Below are 15108 nucleotides of genomic sequence, written 5' to 3' on the forward strand. Positions count from 1 at the left end.
TTTGTTGGTGTGGTGTGAGGAGCCCGCAGGGTGAAGAAGACATCGACCCGGCTCGCCGACGGGCGCGAGCTGATCTACTACGACCTGCGCGACGACGAGCCCCGCGACGCCGTCGACCGCCGCCCGCTGGACCCGGTGACCAGCGCTTCGGAGATCCGCCACGACCCGCTGCTCGGTGACTTCGTCGCCATCGCCTCCCACCGCCAGGCCCGCACCTACCACCCGCCCGCGGACGAGTGCCCGCTGTGCCCGTCCCGGGACGGCCGGTTGAGCGAGATCCCGGAAGACCACTACGACGTGGCCGTCTTCGAGAACCGCTTTCCCTCGCTCAGCGGAAAACATGGCCGTTGTGAGGTCGTCTGCTTCACCGACCGGCACGACAAGTCCTTCGCCGACCTCACCCCCGAGCAGGCGCGGCTGGTCCTCGACGCCTGGACCGACCGCACGGCCGAACTCTCCCGGCTGCCCGGCGTCGAGCAGGTCTACTGCTTCGAGAACCGCGGCGAGGAGATCGGCGTCACCCTCGGCCACCCGCACGGCCAGATCTACGGCTACCCGTACGCCACCCCGCGCACCGAGCTGATGCTGCGTTCGCTGGAGCGGCACCGCGAGGCCACCGGCGGCCGCAACCTCTTCGACGACCTCGTGGCGCGCGAGCGCGAGGACGGCAGCCGTGTCGTCCTGGATGGCGAGCACTGGACGGCGTTCGTGCCGTACTCCGCGCACTGGCCGTACGAGGTGCACCTCTACCCCCGCCGCAGGGTGCCGGACCTCACGGCCCTGGACGAGGCGGCCCGCGCCGAGTTCCCCGGGCTCTACCTGGAACTGCTCCGCCGTTTCGACCGGCTGTTCGGTCCCGAGGGGGCGCCGCCCACCCCGTACATCTCCGGCTGGCACCAGGCGCCGTTCAGCAGTGCGCAGCGCGAGGAGTTCGCGCTCCACCTGGAGCTGTTCACGATCCGCCGCACCGAGGGGAAGCTCAAGTACCTCGCGGGCTCCGAGTCCGGCATGAGCGTCTTCATCAACGACGTGCCGCCGGAGACCGCCGCGAGCCGCCTGAGGGAGGTCGCCTCCCCGTGAGCGGCGCACCCATGATCGTCACCCCGCCCCCTACCGGCGCGTGTTCATCCGGCGCCGCTACCGTGGCCCCGAGTCGAACCCGAGAAAGGCTGTGACCCTGTGAGCGACCCTCGCACGAAGAAGGTTCTGGTCACCGGAGGCGCCGGTTACGTCGGCAGCGTCGTGGCGGCCCATCTGCTGGAGGCGGGGCACCGGGTCACCGTCCTGGACGACCTGTCCACCGGCTTCCGGGACGGCGTCCCCGAGGGCGCCGACTTCGTCGAGGGGCGCGTCCAGGACGCGGCGAAGGTGCTCGACGCCACCTACGACGCCGTGCTGCACTTCGCCGCCAGCTCCCAGGTCGGCGAGTCCGTCGTCCACCCCGAGAAGTACTGGCGCAACAACGTCGTGGGCACGCTGGACCTGCTCACGGCGATGCGTGACGCCGGGGTCCGGCGGCTGGTCTTCTCCTCCACCGCCGCCACCTACGGCGAGCCGAAGTCCGTCCCGATCACCGAGGACGACCCGACGCTGCCGACCAGCCCGTACGGCGCGTCCAAGCTCGCCGTCGACCACATGATCACCAGCGAGGCCGTCGCCCACGGCCTGGCGGCGGTCTCCCTGCGCTACTTCAACGTCGCGGGCGCCTACGGGGTGTCCGGCGAGCGCCACGACCCCGAGTCGCACCTCATCCCGCTCGTGCTGCAGGTCGCCCAGGGACGCCGGGAGGCGATCTCGGTCTACGGCGACGACTACCCGACCCCCGACGGCACCTGCGTCCGCGACTACATCCACGTCGCCGACCTGGCCGAGGCGCATCTGCTCGCCGTCGACGCGCCCGCCTTCGGCGAGCACCTGATCTGCAACCTCGGCAACGGCAACGGCTTCTCCGTGCGCGAGGTCATCGAGACCGTCCGCCAGGTCACCGGTCACCCCGTCCCCGAGGTCGTCGCCCCGCGCCGCGGCGGCGACCCGGCCGTCCTGGTGGCCTCCGCCGAGCGGGCCATGGAGCGCCTGGGCTGGCGTCCCTCGCGCACCGACCTCGCCGAGATCGTCCGCGACGCCTGGACCTTCGCGCAGGACCTGCGGGACCGGGAGGGCGCCAAGTGAGCGAGGACGGCTTCCGCGCCACGTACGGCACCGGCCCCGAAGGGGTCTGGGCCGCCCCCGGCCGGGTGAACCTGATCGGCGAGCACACCGACTACAACGACGGCTTCGTGATGCCGTTCGCGCTGCCGCACACCACCGTCGCCGCGGTCGCCCGCCGCGCCGACGGCCGGCTGCGGCTGCACAGCGGCTCGCCGGACGTCCCCGCCGGCGTCGTCGAACTGCACGTCGACGAACTCGCGCCCGGCGGCGGTGCCGGCTGGGCCGACTACCCCGCGGGCGTCATCTGGGCGCTGCGCGACGCCGGGCACGAGATCACCGGCGCCGACATCCACTTCGAGAGCACCGTCCCGACCGGCGCCGGCCTGTCGTCCTCGGCCGCCCTCGAGGTCGTCACCGCCGTCGCCCTGGGCGACCTCTACGGCCTGGGCCTGGAGCGGTGGCGGATCGCCCGGCTCTGCCAGCGCGCGGAGAACGTCTACGTGGGCGCCCCCACCGGGATCATGGACCAGACCGCCTCGGCGTGCTGCACCGAGGGGAACGCCCTGTGGCTCGACACCCGTGACCTGTCGCAGCGCCAGATCCCCTTCGACATGGCCTCCCAGGGCCTGCGGCTGCTCGTCGTCGACACCCGGGTCACCCACGCCCACAGCGAGGGCGAGTACGGCAAGCGACGGGCGGGCTGCGAGGAGGCGGCGGCGCTGCTCGGCGTGGACGCGCTGCGGGACATCCCGTACGACGGGCTCGACGAGGCCCTCGCCCGCGTCGAGGACCCCGAACTGCGGCCGCTGGTACGGCACGTGGTCACCGAGGACCGCCGGGTCGAGCGGGTCGTCGAACTGCTGGAGACGGGCGACGCCCGTGCCATCGGGCCGGTGCTGACCGAGGGCCACGCCTCGCTGCGCGACGACTTCAAGGTCTCCTGCCCGGAACTCGACCTGGTGGTGTCGGCCGGTGTGGAGGCGGGCGCCCTCGGCGCGCGCATGACCGGCGGCGGCTTCGGCGGTTCGGCGATCGTGCTGGTGGAGGAGTCCGCCGCGGAGAAGACCGCCGAGGCGATCGTCGGGGCCTTCGCCACGGCCGGCCACCGCGAGCCGCGGGTCTTCACCGCGGTGCCGTCCGCGGGGGCCCGCCGGCTGGTCTGACCCGTTGCGGAGGGAGGGAGCCGGCCCGGGCCTCAGGGCCGGCTCCCTGCCGTGGGACGCCTGGCCGGCAGGAAGTCCGTCACGCCCGGCGGGTGGTCGGGCACCGCGTGGACGACGACGGGGAGTTCACGGTCCGCGTCCGTGCCGCGCATCGACGCGAGCAACGGGTGATCGGCGGTGCCGGACGCCCCCACCGGCGCTGCCGCGGCTCGGCACGCCTTTCTCCGTCCACCGCTGTGGAAAACCGCACCGTGGGCCACGGTTCGGCACGTCCCGGGGGAACTCCGTCCCGCAAGTTTTTCCATTCGGGCGCCTTTGTCTGCTCCTGCCCCTACGCTTTTTGGCAGCGCCGGTGGGGGCCGGCGGCATCAGGGGGCGAGACACAAGGGTTCGGCACCTGGTTGGGGACGGCTGCTAGCCCGGCGGCGTGCGGCGTCCGCTCCAGGTGCCGGGCCTCCGTGCACATCGACCTCGTCCGTGGGGGGAAGTGCCGAATGCCGGGAGTGGGGCCCGTGGGACGAATCCGCGTTCTCGTCGTCGACGACCACCGCATCTTCGCCGAATCGCTCGCGGCCGCCCTCGCGGCCGAGCCCGATGTCGACGTCTCGGCCGCCGGGAGCGGGGCGGCTGCCCAGCGCTGCCTGGAACGCGCGGCCTCCGACGGCCGCCGCTACGACGTGCTGCTGGTCGACGCCGACCTGGGGACGACGTCCGCCGTGGGGGTCCGGGTGATGGGCGCGCCCAGGGCCGCCCCGCTCGGCGCCGCCGACGGCGGCGCCCAGACCGGACTCGACGGCATCGCCCTGGTGGAACGCGTACGGTCCGAACACCCCGCCACCCGGACGGTCGTGCTCGCCGAGCGGGACGACGCGCGCCGAGCCGCCCGGGCCCTGCAGGCCGGCGCCTCCGGCTGGGTCGCCAAGGACTGCTCGCTGTCCCGGCTGCTGGCCGTGATGCGCGGCGTCCTGCGGGACGAGACGCATCTGCCGCCCGCCCTGCTCACCGGCGTGCTGCGGGAGTTGACCGCCGCGCGCCGGCACCGGACGGAGAGCGAGCGGCTGGTGGAGTCGCTCACCCCGCGCGAGCAGGAGGTGCTGCGCTGCATGGTGGCCGGCCTGGGCCGCAAGGCGGTCGCCGAGCGGCTGTACCTGTCGCCGCACACCGTCCGCACCCACATGCAGAACGTGCTGGGCAAGCTGGGCGTGCATTCGACGCTGGCCGCCGTGGCGCTGGCCCGGCGGGCCGGGGTGCCACCGGCCGACGGAGAGGGCGGCCGGGTGGGTTCCGCGGCCCCGGTGCAGCACGTCTGACGGCATGGAGCGCGGCGGATCGCCCTCCCCGTGACCGGGGAGAGCGACCCGCCGGGTCACCGCGGATACCCGCGGTCATTCACCGCCGACGCCGGTGGTCGGCGCCGGGCGGTCACCGCCGACGCCGGTGGTCGGCGCCGGGCGGTCACCGCCGACGCCGGTGGTCGGCGTCGAGCGGCTGGTGTCACGGTCGTTGGCACGGTCGCGGTGACCGTTCTCCTGACCGCGGTCATTGAGGCCGTCGAACGGGTCGCGGCCGTTGTTGTCGCCACGGTTGTTGTCACCCGCGTCGTCGAAGGGGTCGCGGTTGTTGTCGCCGCGGTTGTCGCCCCGGCCGTTGTCGCCCCGACCGTTACCGCCGCGGCCGTTGTCGCCGCGGTTGTCGCCGCGGCCGTTGTCCCCGCGGCCGTTGTCACCACGGTTGCCGCCCCGGCCGTTGTCACGGCAGTTGAAGCCACCGTTGAAGCCGGGGCCGCCCACGAAGCCGGGACCGGCGATACCGCCGATACCGCCGACTCCGCCGACTCCGCCGACTCCGCCGACGAAGCCCGGACCGCCGACTCCACCGACTCCACCGACTCCGCCGACTCCGCCGACGAAGCCCGGCCCGCCGACGCCACCGATACCGCCGACGCCACCGACTCCGCCGATACCGCCGACTCCGCCAACGCCACCGACTCCGCCGATACCACCGATACCACCGGGGCCGCCGACGAAGCCCGGACCGCCGACGCCACTGATGCCGCCGACTCCACCGACTCCGCCAACACCGCCGACTCCGCCAACACCGCCGACTCCGCCGACTCCGCCGATACCGCCGACTCCGCCGACACCGCCTACGAAGCCGGGGCCGCCGCGACCGCCGGGGCCGTCGCTGCGCTTGGCGAGGGCGACGCTGTCCAGGGGTTCCTCGGCGCGGCTGTCCTCGCGGAACGGGTCGTCCACGCCGTTGAAGCGCTCGTCGCCGCGGCCGTGCTCGCGGCCGCCGCGCCCGTTGTTGCGGCAGATGCCGATGCCGCCGATACCACCGACGAAGCCGGGGACGCCGATGCCGCCGACTCCGCCGACTCCGCCGACTCCGCCGACTCCGCCGACGCCGCCGATACCACCGACGCCGCCGATACCACCGACGCCGCCGACCCCGCCGACCCCGCCGACGCCGCCAACCCCACCGGTGCCGCTGCACCAGCCGGGCGCGGGGCCGACGTTGGCGACGAAGCGGGCCGAGGACCAGGCCCAGAGGTTGCCGCTGAGCTGGTACCAGCGGGGGTTGCCGCTGATGGGGCTGCCCACGGACTTGCAGACGATGGCCACCAGGGCGTTGAAGGGGATGACGCCGACGCTGGCGAATTGGACGCCCGGTCCGCTGCGGACGCGCAGACCCGTACGGGCGACGACGCGGCCCTGGAACAGGGCCGCGTTGGGGGAGCGTGCGGACTTCACCGCTACTTCACGGGACAGGTCCCGGAGGCGCTCCGAAGGGGAAACGAGTTCACTTTGGCCGTCCGGTCCAGGAGCGGCAGGCACCCCGGCGGCAGGCCGGCCGTCGGTGGCGAAGGCGGTGCCCATGGTGCCGATGGCGAGGGTGCCGGCCAAGGCGCCGGTCACCGCGGTTGCGGCTATCTTGCTTGCGCGGGTGTGCAGAGTCATCTGCATCTCCAAGGTGGAGCGGGACCCGGCGGGGTCCAGGGAAATGGAAGCCGGACGCGCCCCGACTGCCTTCCACTTGACGTTGTCGGAATGTGGTGCGCCGGCAGCCGCAAAAGTGGCCATTTGAGCCTTTAAGCGGCGTTCACGGACATCACGCTAAGTGCGCCACTTTGTGTGCGCAACCGGTGGCGGAGCGTGGCCGTTTGTGATCATTCCCTGGCGGTTACGCCGGGTAATCAGCGTCAACCGGGGACGTTGTCGAAGGGCGCGGTCAACTGTCGGAGCAGGTTCGCGAGTTCCCCCCGCTGGCGGCCGGAGAGCTCGCCGAGGATGGCCCGCTCCTGGGCCAGCAGGCCCGCCAGGGCCTGGTCCGCCCGGTCCCGCCCCTCCGGGGTGAGCCGTACGAGGACGCCGCGCCGGTCCGAGGGGTCGGGCAGCCGCTCCACGAGCCCCTTCGTGGTGAGCCGGTCGATCCGGTTGGTCATCGTCCCCGAGGTGACCAGCGTCTGGGTCAGCAGCTGTCCGGGGGAGAGCTGGTAGGGCGCGCCCGCGCGGCGCAGGGAGGTCAGCACGTCGAACTCCCAGGGCTCCAGACCGTGCTCGGAGAACGCCAGCCGACGGGCCCGGTCCAGATGCCTCGCCAGCCGGCTGACCCGGCTGAGCACCTCGAGCGGTTCGACGTCGAGGTCAGGGCGCTCCCTGCGCCACGCAGCGACCAGCCGATCGACCTCGTCCTCCATGGAGATCAGTGTAAGGGTTGTGTCGACATGAAGTCTCTTGACATCAAGAGATTAGCTCTGGAACCTTGTGGGCAAGGTCGGCGGCAGGAAGAGATCCATCTCTCGCCAGGGAGTTCGAAACATGCCCGCAGCAGCCTGGGATCCCCAGCAGTATCTCCGCCACTCCACCCACCGCACCCGCCCCTTCCACGACCTGCTGGCCCGGATACCGGAGCTGCCCGGCGCGAGCCCGCGGATCGCGGACGTCGGCTGCGGCCCCGGCAACGTGACCGCCCTGCTCGCGCAGCGCTGGCCCGATGCCCGGATCACCGGTCTCGACAGCTCCGCCGAGATGCTGGAGGCCGCCCGGGCCTACGAGGGCCCCACCGCCGGGGGCGGCAGCCTCACCTTCCGCCCCGCCGACGCCGGCCACTGGGTCCCCGACGGCACCTACGACCTGATCGTCTCCAACGCCGCCCTCCAGTGGGTCGAGGGCCACGCCGAGCGGTTCCCCCTCTGGGTCGAGCACCTCGCTCCCGGCGGCGTCCTCGCCTTCCAGGTCCCCGGCAACTTCACCTCGCCCAGTCACGCGCTGCTCGGCGACCTCTGCGACTCCCCGGCCTGGCGCGACCGCCTCGGCGAGGGCCACGGCCGCCGCTACGTCCACATCCTCCAGCCCCCCGGCTACCTGGAGCGCCTCATCGAGATCCCCGACGTCGAGGTGGACGTCGACGTCTGGGAGACCACGTACGTACAGCTCCTGCAGGGCGAGGACGCGGTGCTCGAATGGACGAAGGGAACGGCGCTGCGCCCGGTACTGACCGCCCTCGAGGACGACCCGGAGGCCACCGGGGAGTTCCTCGGCCAGTACCGCGACCTGCTGCGCAAGGCCTACCCGGCGGGGCCGCACGGCACCGTCTTCCCCTTCCGGCGGATCTTCGCCGTCGCACGGAAAGCGGGGTGATCCCGATGATCACCGCCCTCGACCACGTCCAGCTCGCCGCCCCGCCCGGCTCCGAGGAGATCCTGCGCGCCTTCTACGCGGGGGTCCTGGGGATGAGCGAGGTCCCCAAGCCGCCGGTGCTCGCCGCCCGTGGCGGCTGCTGGTTCGCCGCGGGCCCGGTCGAGCTGCACATCGGCGTGGAGGAGGACTTCCGCCCCGCCCGCAAGGCCCATCCGGGCTTACGCGTGAGCGGCATCGGGGCCTACGCGGACCGGCTGGAGTCCCGCGGGGCCGCGGTCGTCTGGGACGGTGACCTGCCGGGCCATCGCCGTTTCCACACCGACGACCCGTTCGGCAACCGTCTGGAGTTCCTGGAGCCCGTCGACGCCGTGTGACACCCCGGCGGCGCCGCCCCTCCGCGGGGCCCGGCGCCTCCGGGCGGCACAGCCGTCACAGCGTGAGGAAGGCCGCTCCCAGGAGTGCGGCGCCGGCCAGGGCGGCGGTCCAGGCGGTGCGGGGCCAGCGCAGCCCCCCGGCCAGGACCAGGGAGGCGAGGAGCAGGGCGCCGCCCAGCGGGACCCAGGCGTGCAGCACACCGGCGAGTCCGGTGCGCACCACGTCGTCGGTGCCGGGCTTGACCGCGACCGGTATCCGCTCGCCGGTGCGGTGGGTGACCGCCTTGTCGATCGTCACCTTCCCGCGGAGTGAACCGAGACCCTCCGGCACGAAGGGGCCGGTGCAGGTGTCGGCGGCGCAGGTGGAGACCGTCATCGTGCCCTGCTCGCGGCCCTTGGTGAGCATGACGTGCTGGGCGGTCTTCCACGAGGTCCACACCCCGGCCGCCAGCATGAGCAGGACCAGCGCGCTCAGCAGCACGATGCGGCCGACCAGCAGCAGCCCCCAGGCGCTCTCGGCGGTGCGGCGGGCGAGACTCCGTTTGACCATGCGGGCGATCCTTGGCCATTGCATGGCACTCGGTCAACCTTTCGATGGTCAACCGTTGTAGGTGCCCTGCGCCCTCTCCAGCCCCTCGCAGACGAGCGACTCGACCGCGTCGGCCGCCCGGTCCACGAACCACTCGAGCTCCTTGCGCTCGGTGGAGGAGAAGTCCTTCAGGACGAAGTCCGCGACCTGCATCCGCCCCGGGGGGCGGCCGATGCCGCAGCGGACCCGCAGGTAGTCGGGGCCGAGGGACTTGGTGATCGACTTCAGGCCGTTGTGGCCGTTGTCGCCGCCGCCCTTCTTCAGACGCAGGGTGGCGTAGTCGATGTCCAACTCGTCGTGGACCGCGACGAGGTTGCCGAGCGGCACCTTGTAGAAGTCGCGCAGCGCCGTCACCGGGCCTCCGGAGAGGTTCATGTACGTCATCGGCTTGGCCAGTACGACACGGCGGCCGCCGATGCGCCCCTCGACGACCTGGGACCGGCTCTTGTGGGTCTTGAAGCGCCCGCCGATCCGGTCGGCGAGCAGGTCGGCGACCATGAAGCCGATGTTGTGCCGGTTGCCGGCGTACTCCGGTCCGGGGTTGCCCAGACCGGCCACCAGCCAGGGCCCCTCGGGGGCGCTTTCCGCTGCGCTCATGCTCATGTCGTCCATTCAACAGGACCGCCGTCCCGCTCCTTGCGGAGCGGGACGGCGGCCGGGGAACTGCGGGTGCTGCCGTACTTACTCGGCAGCGGCCTCGGCGCCCTCACCCTCGGCGCCCTCACCCTCGCCCTCGGCGGGAGCCTCGGCCTGGGCGGCGACGACCTGCAGGACGACGGTGTCCTCGTCGACGGCCAGGGTGGTGCCCTGGGGGAGCGGGATGTCCTTGGCGAGGATGGAGGTACCGGCCTCCAGGCCCTCGACGGAGACGGTGACGCCGTCGGGGATGTGGGTCGCCTCGGCCTCGACCGGCAGCGCGTTGAGCACGTGCTCCAGCAGGTTGCCGCCGGGGGCGAGCTCGCCCTCGGTGCTGACCACGATCTCGACGGTGACCTTCTCGCCGCGCTTGACCGAGAGGAGGTCGACGTGCTCCAGGAAGCCCTTCAGCGGGTCGCGCTGCACGGCCTTGGGGATGACCAGCTCGGTGCCGTCACCCTCGATGTCCAGGCTGATCAGGACGTTCGGGGTGCGCAGGGCGAGCAGCAGGTCGTGGCCCGGCAGGGCGACGTGCTTGGGGTCCTGGCCGTGGCCGTAGATGACACCGGGGACCTGGTGCGAGCGGCGGATGCGGCGGGCGGCGCCCTTGCCGAACTCGGTGCGCAGCTGCGCGGAGATCTTCACCTCGGACATGGGGATCACACTCCTCGTGATGACGACGGGACTTCGGTCGGTCGCCCAGCCCACGACGGGCCGTTCCACTTACGAGGAGCGCGTCGATAACGGAGTCCGCCGTCGAAACGGGAACGGCCTCCCTCGCCGAGCAACTCGCAGAGTCTACCCGGCGGGGAGGCCGCCCCGGAAATCGATCAGACGGTGATCAGTGCGCGTCCTCGAAGAGGCTCGTCACGGAGCCGTCCTCGAAGACCTCGCGGACCGCGTTGGCGATCGTCGGCGCGATCGACAGCACCGTGATCTTGTCCAGGTCCAGTTCACCCGGCGTCGGCAGGGTGTCGGTGAAGACGAACTCGCTCACCTTGGAGTTCTTCAGCCGGTCCGCGGCCGGGCCGGACAGGACGCCGTGGGTGGCGGTCACGATGACGTCCTCCGCGCCGTTGGCGAACAGGGCGTCCGCCGCGGCGCAGATGGTGCCACCGGTGTCGATCATGTCGTCCACCAGGACGCAGATGCGGCCGCGCACGTCACCGACCACCTCGTGCACGGTGACCTGGTTGGCGACGTCCGGGTCGCGCCGCTTGTGGACGATGGCCAGCGGCGCGCCCAGGCGGTCGCACCAGCGGTCGGCCACGCGCACCCGGCCGGCGTCGGGGGAGACGACGGTCAGCTTCGAGCGGTCGACCTTGGCGCCCACGTAGTCCGCCAGTATGGGCAGCGCGAACAGGTGGTCGACCGGGCCGTCGAAGAAGCCCTGGATCTGGTCGGTGTGCAGGTCGACCGTGAGGATCCGGTCGGCGCCCGCGGTCTTCATCAGGTCGGCCACGAGGCGGGCCGAGATCGGCTCGCGGCCGCGGTGCTTCTTGTCCTGGCGGGCGTAACCGTAGAACGGCACGACCACGGTGATGCGCTTGGCGGAGGCCCGCTTCAGCGCGTCGATCATGATCAGCTGCTCCATGATCCACTTGTTGATGGGAGCGGTGTGGCTCTGGATGACGAAAGCGTCCGAGCCGCGGGCCGACTCCTCGAAGCGGACGTAGATCTCACCGTTCGCGAAGTCGAAGGCCTTCGTCGGCACAAGGTTGACGCCCAGCTCACGTGCCACCTCCTCCGCGAGCTCGGGGTGTGCGCGGCCGGAGAAGAGCATCAGCTTCTTCTCACCGGTCGTCTTGATCCCGGTCACTGCACCGTCTCCTTGGTGTTCAACGCAGCTTCGCCCTCGGTGAGGGAGCTGGCGGAATTGTGTGCACCTCACACGGTACGCGCTGCGTGGCGCGACCGCGCACGTGGGGAAGGCCACCCCGCACGCGCTCCCCCGCCGGTCAGGCCTCCGGCGCGGCCTGCTGGGCCTGTTCGGCGGCGTGGGCCGCCGCACTGCCGGGCCGCTTCCTGGCCACCCAGCCCTCGATGTTGCGCTGCTGGCCGCGCGCGACGGCGAGCGAACCGGCCGGCACGTCCTTGGTGATCACGGAGCCCGCGGCGGTGTAGGCGCCGTCCCCGACTGTGACGGGGGCCACGAACATGTTGTCGGAGCCGGTGCGGCAGTGGGAGCCGATCGTGGTGTGGTGCTTGGCCTGCCCGTCGTAGTTGACGAAGACGCTGGCGGCGCCGATGTTCGTGTAATCGCCGATCGTCGCGTCACCGACGTAGGACAGGTGCGGCACCTTGGTGCCCTCGCCGAGGGTGGCGTTCTTCATCTCGACGTAGGTGCCGGCCTTCGCCTTGGGGCCGAGTTTGGCGCCCGGGCGCAGGTAGGCGTACGGGCCGACCGAGGCGGCCTCGCCGATCTCCGCGCTGACGGCCACGGTGTTGCTCACCGTGGCGCCTGGTCCGACCAGGGTGTCGGTCAGCGTGCAGTTGGGGCCGACCTGGGCGCCGGAGGCGAGCCGGGTCGCGCCGTACAGCTGGGTGTTCGGCAGCACCAGGGTGTCGGGCTCGAACTCCACCGTGACGTCCAGCCAGGTCGACGCCGGGTCCATGATCGTCGCGCCCTCCAGCATCGCCCTGTGCAGCAGGCGGTCGTTGAGGATGCGGCGGGCCTCGGCGAGCTGCACGCGGTTGTTGATGCCGGCGATCTCGCGGTGGTCCTCGGCGACCGAGGCGCCGACGCGGTGGCCGGCCTCGCGCAGGATGCCGAGGGTGTCGGTGAGGTACTCCTCGCCCTGGGCGTTGTCGGTGGTCACCTTGGCCAGCGCGTCGGTCAGCAGCGCCGCGTCGAAGGCGAACACCCCGGAGTTGATCTCGGGGATGGCCCGCTGCTCGTCGGTGGCGTCCTTCTGCTCGACGATCGCCAGCACCGAGCCGTCGGCGTCGCGCACGATGCGGCCGTAGCCGGTCGGGTCGGGGACCTCGGCGGTCAGCACGGTGACGGCGTTGCCGTCGGCGGCGTGGGCCTCGACCAGCGCGCGCAGGGTGTCCGGGGTGAGCAGCGGGGTGTCGCCGGCGGTGATGACCACCGTGCCGGTCAGCTCCGGGAGTTCCGCCAGGCCCGCCCGGACCGCGTGGCCGGTGCCGTTCTGCTCGTACTGCACGGCGGTGCGGACCGCGGCGTCGGTCCCGGCCAGGTGGGCGGTCACCTGCTCGCGGGCGTGGCCGACCACGACCAGCAGGTGCTCGGGCTCCAGGGCGCGGGCCGCGGCCACGACGTGTCCGACCAGGGAGCGGCCGCTGATCGTGTGCAGGACTTTGGGGGTCGCCGACTTCATACGGGTGCCCTCACCCGCGGCAAGGACGATGACGGCGGCCGGGCGGTGGGCGCTCACGGAACGGACTCCTCGACGTCGGGTGAAGGTCACCCGAAGGATACCGGGGCGTTTCGGGCGGTGAACGCGGAAGGGTCGCGACGGTTGCCGCGACCCCTCGGTCAGTGCTCCGCTGCCAGGATTCGAACCCGGACTTAAGGGACCAAAACCCTCAGTGCTGCCGTTACACCACAGCGGAAGGAAACCCCGGCCGAACAGGACATCCGGTCAGGGTGCCCGTCTGGCCTCCACCACTATGCCGCACCGACCGCCTCCAATGCGACGAGAAAGATCGGTACTTCCCCTCGCCAAACATGGGTACATGTGCCAAGAGCCGTATTCCCGCCGACACGCGTGCTCTGTTCGGCCTTTACTTAGCCCTGCCATACTTACGAAGCCGTAAGTTACGGTGGCGTAGCCCCCGACCTTCATTGAGGGACCACCATGACCACACAGACCGACGTGATCACCGAGTCCCCGGAACCCGGGGCCGGCTCCGGGGCCCCGCTTCCCCGCGCCACGCTCGGTGGTGACAAGAAGCAGTCACTCGAGCAGATCACCCTCGGACTCTTCATCGGCATCCCCTTCCTCGCCCTCGTCGCGGCGATCCCGCTCGCGTGGGGATGGGGCCTGAGCTGGCTCGACCTCGGCCTGATGGTGGGGATGTACTACCTCGGCTGTCACGGCATCACCATCGGCTTCCACCGCCACTTCACCCACGGCTCCTTCAAGGCCAACCGCCCGCTGAAGATCGCCCTGGCCATCGCCGGGTCGATGGCCGTCGAGGGACCGGTCGTGCGGTGGGTCGCCGACCACCGCAAGCACCACAGGTTCTCCGACGCCGACGGCGACCCGCACAGCCCCTGGCGCTACGGCGAGACCGTCCCCGCCCTGATGAAGGGCCTGTGGTGGGCCCACATGGGCTGGTTGTTCGACGAGGAGCAGACCCCCCAGCACAAGTACGCCCCCGATCTGATCAAGGACCCGGCGATCCGCCGGATCAGCCGTGACTTCTGGCTCTGGACGTCCGTCTCGCTGCTGCTCCCGCCGCTGATCGGCGGCCTGGCGACGATGTCGTGGACCGGCGCCGCCACCGCCTTCTTCTGGGGCTCCCTGGTCCGTGTGGCCCTGCTGCACCACGTCACCTGGTCGATCAACTCGATCTGCCACGCGGTCGGCAAGCGGCCCTTCCGCTCCCGCGACAAGTCCGGCAACGTCTGGTGGCTGGCCGTGCTGTCCTGCGGCGAGTCCTGGCACAACCTCCACCACGCCGACCCCACCTCCGCCCGGCACGGCGTGCTTCGCGGCCAGATCGACTCCAGCGCCCGCATCATCCGCTGGTTCGAACTGCTCGGGTGGGCCAGTGACGTACGGTGGCCGACCGCTGACCGGATCGCCGCCCGCCGTAAGGAGAGCGTCAGCGAAGCGGCATGATTGACGGGTGAGCGACGGCAGAAGCAGCAGCAGGGGCAGCGAGGGTACGCCGTCGCGGCGTACCCGGCGGGTCCGCATGACGGGCAAGGAGCGCCGCGAGCAACTCCTCGACGTGGGGCGCACGCTCTTCGCCGAACGCGGTTTCGAGGGCACCTCCGTCGAGGAGATCGCGCACAAGGCGGGCGTCTCCAAGCCCGTCGTGTACGAGCACTTCGGCGGCAAGGAGGGCCTCTACGCCGTCGTCGTGGACCGCGAGATGCGGTGCCTGCTCGACATGGTCACCGGTGCCCTCACCGGTGGCCATCCGCGCGAACTGCTGGAACAGGCGGCCTTCGCGCTGCTGGACTACATCGAGCAGTACACCGACGGCTTCCGGATCCTCGTGCGGGACTCGCCCGTCGCCCAGTCCACCGGCACCTTCGCCTCACTGATCAGCGACATCGCCACCCAGGTGGAGGACATCCTGGGCATGGAGTTCAAGCAGCGCGGCTTCGACGCCAAGCTCGCCCCGCTCTACGCGCAGGCGCTGGTCGGGATGGTGGCGCTCACCGGGCAGTGGTGGCTGGACGCCCAGAAGCCCAAGAAGGCGGAGGTCGCCGCGCACCTGGTGAACCTCTCCTGGAACGGCCTGTCCGGGCTCGAACCCCGGCCGCGGCTGATCGGCCACCGCAAGAACTGACGCCGCGCCCCGCTCCGCACGCACAGGACGAAGGGCGGTGCCTCCCCGCGGGGAGGCACCGCCCT

The 15108-nt window shown here is 71.7% G+C and carries 15 protein-coding genes and 1 tRNA gene; 8 read left to right on the plus strand and 8 right to left on the minus strand.

Features of this window, described 5'->3' with window-relative positions; all coding sequences use genetic code 11:
- The first annotated feature begins 30 nt into the window (after nucleotides 1-30).
- The 4 genes from galT (at nucleotide 31) to OG937_26060 (ending at nucleotide 4621) form a co-directional block, all read left to right on the plus strand.
- Nucleotides 31-1080, plus strand: a complete 1050-nt coding sequence (gene galT / locus OG937_26045; protein ID WUD74910.1) for a galactose-1-phosphate uridylyltransferase — start codon at nucleotides 31-33, stop codon at nucleotides 1078-1080.
- A gap of 99 nt (nucleotides 1081-1179) precedes the next feature.
- Nucleotides 1180-2169: a UDP-glucose 4-epimerase GalE gene (gene galE, locus OG937_26050; GenBank protein ID WUD74911.1), complete on the plus strand. Its 990-nt coding sequence runs from the start codon at nucleotides 1180-1182 to the stop codon at nucleotides 2167-2169.
- Nucleotides 2166-3311 carry a galactokinase gene (gene galK / locus OG937_26055; GenBank protein ID WUD74912.1) on the plus strand — a complete coding sequence of 382 codons (1146 nt, stop codon included), beginning with the start codon at nucleotides 2166-2168 and terminating at the stop codon, nucleotides 3309-3311. The genes galE and galK overlap by 4 nt, the downstream gene beginning before the upstream one ends.
- Before the next feature lie 512 nt (nucleotides 3312-3823).
- Nucleotides 3824-4621, plus strand: a complete 798-nt coding sequence (locus OG937_26060; GenBank protein ID WUD74913.1) for a response regulator transcription factor — start codon at nucleotides 3824-3826, stop codon at nucleotides 4619-4621.
- Nucleotides 4622-4696: 75 nt separating this feature from the next.
- Here the strand turns inward: OG937_26060 and OG937_26065 are convergent, their stop codons facing one another.
- A complete protein-coding gene (locus OG937_26065; protein ID WUD74914.1) occupies nucleotides 4697-6271 on the minus strand; it encodes an SH3 domain-containing protein in 1575 nt (524 codons plus the stop codon).
- A gap of 242 nt (nucleotides 6272-6513) precedes the next feature.
- Nucleotides 6514-7011: a MarR family transcriptional regulator gene (locus OG937_26070; protein WUD74915.1), complete on the minus strand. Its 498-nt coding sequence runs from the start codon at nucleotides 7009-7011 to the stop codon at nucleotides 6514-6516.
- Nucleotides 7012-7132: 121 nt separating this feature from the next.
- On the opposite strand from OG937_26070, the gene OG937_26075 reads away from it, so the two are divergent.
- Both OG937_26075 and OG937_26080 read left to right on the plus strand, forming a co-directional pair.
- Nucleotides 7133-7954: a trans-aconitate 2-methyltransferase gene (locus OG937_26075; protein ID WUD74916.1), complete on the plus strand. Its 822-nt coding sequence runs from the start codon at nucleotides 7133-7135 to the stop codon at nucleotides 7952-7954.
- Nucleotides 7955-7959: 5 nt separating this feature from the next.
- Complete coding sequence (locus OG937_26080) at nucleotides 7960-8328, plus strand: glyoxalase (protein ID WUD74917.1); 369 nt, start codon at nucleotides 7960-7962, stop codon at nucleotides 8326-8328.
- A gap of 55 nt (nucleotides 8329-8383) precedes the next feature.
- Here the strand turns inward: OG937_26080 and OG937_26085 are convergent, their stop codons facing one another.
- The 6 genes from OG937_26085 to OG937_26110 all read right to left on the minus strand — a co-directional run bounded on the left by OG937_26085 (nucleotide 8384) and on the right by OG937_26110 (nucleotide 13129).
- Nucleotides 8384-8878: a hypothetical protein gene (locus OG937_26085; protein ID WUD74918.1), complete on the minus strand. Its 495-nt coding sequence runs from the start codon at nucleotides 8876-8878 to the stop codon at nucleotides 8384-8386.
- A gap of 48 nt (nucleotides 8879-8926) precedes the next feature.
- Nucleotides 8927-9529, minus strand: a complete 603-nt coding sequence (gene pth / locus OG937_26090) for an aminoacyl-tRNA hydrolase (protein WUD74919.1) — start codon at nucleotides 9527-9529, stop codon at nucleotides 8927-8929.
- 69 nt (nucleotides 9530-9598) lie between these two features.
- Complete coding sequence (locus OG937_26095) at nucleotides 9599-10207, minus strand: 50S ribosomal protein L25/general stress protein Ctc (protein WUD74920.1); 609 nt, start codon at nucleotides 10205-10207, stop codon at nucleotides 9599-9601.
- Between the two features lie 187 nt (nucleotides 10208-10394).
- Nucleotides 10395-11372, minus strand: a complete 978-nt coding sequence (locus OG937_26100) for a ribose-phosphate diphosphokinase (GenBank protein WUD74921.1) — start codon at nucleotides 11370-11372, stop codon at nucleotides 10395-10397.
- 139 nt (nucleotides 11373-11511) lie between these two features.
- A complete protein-coding gene (gene glmU / locus OG937_26105) occupies nucleotides 11512-12951 on the minus strand; it encodes a bifunctional UDP-N-acetylglucosamine diphosphorylase/glucosamine-1-phosphate N-acetyltransferase GlmU (protein WUD74922.1) in 1440 nt (479 codons plus the stop codon).
- Between the two features lie 107 nt (nucleotides 12952-13058).
- Nucleotides 13059-13129, minus strand: a tRNA-Gln gene (locus OG937_26110).
- Between the two features lie 245 nt (nucleotides 13130-13374).
- Here OG937_26110 and OG937_26115 point away from each other — a divergent pair.
- Nucleotides 13375-14364 carry an acyl-CoA desaturase gene (locus tag OG937_26115; protein ID WUD74923.1) on the plus strand — a complete coding sequence of 330 codons (990 nt, stop codon included), beginning with the start codon at nucleotides 13375-13377 and terminating at the stop codon, nucleotides 14362-14364.
- A 7-nt stretch (nucleotides 14365-14371) separates the two neighbouring features.
- Nucleotides 14372-15043, plus strand: a complete 672-nt coding sequence (locus tag OG937_26120) for a TetR/AcrR family transcriptional regulator (GenBank protein ID WUD74924.1) — start codon at nucleotides 14372-14374, stop codon at nucleotides 15041-15043.
- The last annotated feature ends 65 nt before the right edge of the window (nucleotides 15044-15108 follow it).

The organism is Streptomyces sp. NBC_00510 (assembly GCA_036013505.1).
Lineage (GTDB): Bacteria > Actinomycetota > Actinomycetes > Streptomycetales > Streptomycetaceae > Actinacidiphila.

Bases quoted from the DNA above. Each gene is read 5' to 3' on its own strand.
- OG937_26115 (WUD74923.1), top strand. From the start codon at position 13,375: ATGACCACACAGACCGACGTGATCACCGAGTCCCCGGAACCCGGGGCC.
- pth (WUD74919.1), bottom strand. From the start codon at position 9,529: ATGGACGACATGAGCATGAGCGCAGCGGAAAGCGCCCCCGAGGGGCCC.
- OG937_26085 (WUD74918.1), bottom strand. From the start codon at position 8,878: ATGGTCAAACGGAGTCTCGCCCGCCGCACCGCCGAGAGCGCCTGGGGG.
- OG937_26080 (WUD74917.1), top strand. From the start codon at position 7,960: ATGATCACCGCCCTCGACCACGTCCAGCTCGCCGCCCCGCCCGGCTCC.
- OG937_26095 (WUD74920.1), bottom strand. From the start codon at position 10,207: ATGTCCGAGGTGAAGATCTCCGCGCAGCTGCGCACCGAGTTCGGCAAG.
- OG937_26070 (WUD74915.1), bottom strand. From the start codon at position 7,011: ATGGAGGACGAGGTCGATCGGCTGGTCGCTGCGTGGCGCAGGGAGCGC.
- OG937_26075 (WUD74916.1), top strand. From the start codon at position 7,133: ATGCCCGCAGCAGCCTGGGATCCCCAGCAGTATCTCCGCCACTCCACC.
- OG937_26065 (WUD74914.1), bottom strand. From the start codon at position 6,271: ATGACTCTGCACACCCGCGCAAGCAAGATAGCCGCAACCGCGGTGACC.